This is a genomic window from Bradyrhizobium sp., from assembly GCF_049586575.1.
Taxonomy (GTDB): domain Bacteria; phylum Pseudomonadota; class Alphaproteobacteria; order Rhizobiales; family Xanthobacteraceae; genus Bradyrhizobium.
Genome location: NZ_JBAVCF010000048.1, coordinates 1 through 1,537, shown reverse-complemented (window position 1 = coordinate 1,537; position 1,537 = coordinate 1). Strand labels below are relative to the sequence as shown.

The 1,537-nt window shown below is 62.9% G+C and carries 1 protein-coding gene; it reads left to right on the top strand.

Features of this window, described 5'->3' with window-relative positions; genetic code table 11:
* Positions 1-176 precede the first annotated feature (176 nt).
* The coding region (locus WB528_RS01635) for a class II 3-deoxy-7-phosphoheptulonate synthase (RefSeq protein WP_423886689.1) at positions 177-1,537 on the top strand (1,361 nt) is incomplete at its 3' end.

Below are 1,537 nucleotides of genomic sequence, written 5' to 3'. Positions count from 1 at the left end.
GCAAATGCGAATTAGGCTTTTACCGCAAGGGGTTGTCCTGGAGCCTGCGGCTAGAGCTTGAAGAGAGGTGCAGATTGGCGACAGCTCCATCATACTGGCGGTGAGGCGCGCGCCTGTGTATATAGCGGCCCTCCGCGCTTCAAGGTTAAGTAGCGGTTTTTGAAGGAGTTAACGTCATGTCCACCGCTCGGACATCCGCTTGGACACCCGATAGCTGGCGCACCAAGCCGGTGAAGCAGATGCCGCAATATCCCGATGCGAAGGCATTGGCGGATGTCGAGGCGCAGCTTGCGACGTTTCCTCCGCTGGTTTTTGCAGGTGAGGCCCGCAACCTGAAAAAGGCGCTTGCGCGTGTCGCCGCAGGCGAGGCCTTCCTCCTCCAGGGCGGCGACTGCGCCGAGAGCTTCGCCGAACACGGCGCCAACAACATCCGCGACTTCTTCCGCGTGCTGTTGCAGATGGCGGTGGTGCTGACTTATGCCGGCGCGCTGCCGGTCGTGAAGGTCGGGCGCATCGCCGGGCAGTTCGCCAAGCCGCGCTCCGCGCCGACCGAGACGATCAACGGCGTCGAGTTGCCGAGCTATCGCGGTGACATCGTCAACGACTTCGCGTTCACGGCCCAGGCGCGCACCCCCGATCCGCAGCGGCAGTTGATGGCGTATCGCCAGTCGGCGGCGACGCTCAACCTGTTGCGCGCCTTCGCCACCGGCGGTTTCGCCAATCTCGGCTCCGTGCACCAATGGATGCTCGGTTTCCTGAAGGATTCGCCGCAGTCGCGGCGCTACAAGGAATTGGCCGACCGCATCTCGGACGCGTTGAATTTCATGCGCGCGTGTGGCCTCGATCTCGAAAGCCATCCCGAGTTGCGCGCCACCGACTTCTACACCAGCCACGAGGCGCTGCTGCTCGGCTACGAGCAGGCCTTCACGCGCGTGGACTCCACGACCGGCGACTGGTACGCGACCTCGGGCCACATGATCTGGATCGGCGACCGCACACGCCAGCTCGATCACGGCCATGTCGAATATTTCCGCGGCATCAAGAACCCGATCGGTTTGAAGTGCGGACCCTCGCTGAAAGCCGACGAACTCCTGAAGCTGATCGACGTGCTCAATCCGGATAACGAGCCGGGACGCCTGACGCTGATCAACCGCTTCGGCGCCGACAAGATCGGCGAACATCTGCCGTCCCTGCTGCGCGCCGTCCAGCGCGAGGGCCGCGTCGTGGTCTGGTCGTGCGATCCGATGCACGGCAACACGATTTCATCCAACACCGGCTACAAAACCCGGCCGTTCGACCGTATCCTCTCGGAGGTGAAGTCGTTCTTCTCGATCCACGCGGCGGAAGGCACCTATGCCGGCGGCATTCACCTCGAGATGACGGGGCAGGATGTCACCGAATGTATCGGCGGCGCGCGCGCCATCAGCCATGAGGACTTGAGCGACCGTTACCACACGGTCTGCGATCCCCGCCTCAATGCCGAACAATCCATCGACATGGCTTTCCTGGTGGCCGAACTGCTCAAGCAGGAACGCTC